Origin of the sequence: Limnohabitans sp. JirII-31 (assembly GCF_002778315.1) — a bacterium.
In the GTDB taxonomy this organism is placed as follows: Bacteria; Pseudomonadota; Gammaproteobacteria; order Burkholderiales; family Burkholderiaceae_C; genus Limnohabitans.
Genome location: NZ_NESA01000042.1, coordinates 1 through 779 on the forward strand (window position 1 = coordinate 1; position 779 = coordinate 779).

General features: G+C 58.8%; 1 protein-coding gene. It reads right to left on the bottom strand.

Annotation, left to right across the window (positions count from 1 at the left end):
* Positions 1 to 24: 24 nt before the first annotated feature.
* Complete coding sequence (locus tag B9Z41_RS16870; RefSeq protein WP_100148233.1) at positions 25 to 774, bottom strand: electron transfer flavoprotein subunit beta/FixA family protein; 750 nt, start codon at positions 772 to 774, stop codon at positions 25 to 27.
* Between the last annotated feature and the right edge of the window lie 5 nt (positions 775 to 779).

Below are 779 nucleotides of genomic sequence, written 5' to 3' on the forward strand. Positions count from 1 at the left end.
GTCCTTGATCGGTTCTGCGTGTGCTTAGATAACTTTGGCGTCGTTTTTGAGCTTGTCCACCAGAGCGGCCACGTCGGCCACTTTGATGCCCGCGCTGCGCTTGGGCGGCTCGCTGACTTTCAGGGTCTTGATGCGCGGGGCCACGTTGACGCCCAGGTCTTCGGGTTTGAAGACATCGAGTTGCTTTTTCTTGGCCTTCATGATGTTGGGCAAGGTCACATAGCGCGGCTCGTTCAAGCGCAAGTCGGTGGTGATCACCGCTGGCAGGCTGATGGAGAGGGTTTCCAAACCGCCGTCGACTTCGCGGGTCACCTGGGCTTTGCCATCGGCCACCACCACTTTGGAAGCGAAGGTGGCTTGGGGCAGATGGGCCAGGGCCGCGAGCATTTGGCCGGTTTGGTTGCAGTCGTCGTCAATGGCTTGTTTGCCCAAGATGATGAGGCCAGGTTGTTCTTTGTCGACCAGGGCTTTGAGCAGTTTGGCCACGGCCAGGGGCTGCAGCTCTTCGCTGGTTTCGACCAAGATGCCGCGGTCGGCACCAATGGCCATGGCCGTGCGCAGGGTTTCTTGGCATTGCGTCACGCCGCACGACACCGCAATGACTTCGCTCACCACGCCCGCCTCTTTGAGACGCACCGCTTCTTCGATGGCAATCTCGTCAAACGGGTTCATGCTCATCTTCACGTTCGCAATGTCCACGCCCGAGTTGTCCGACTTGACCCGGACTTTGACGTTGTAGTCCACCACGCGTTTGACAGCGACCAATGCTTTCATGGGAA

Bases quoted from the DNA above. Each gene is read 5' to 3' on its own strand.
- B9Z41_RS16870 (WP_100148233.1), bottom strand. From the start codon at position 774: ATGAAAGCATTGGTCGCTGTCAAACGCGTGGTGGACTACAACGTCAAA.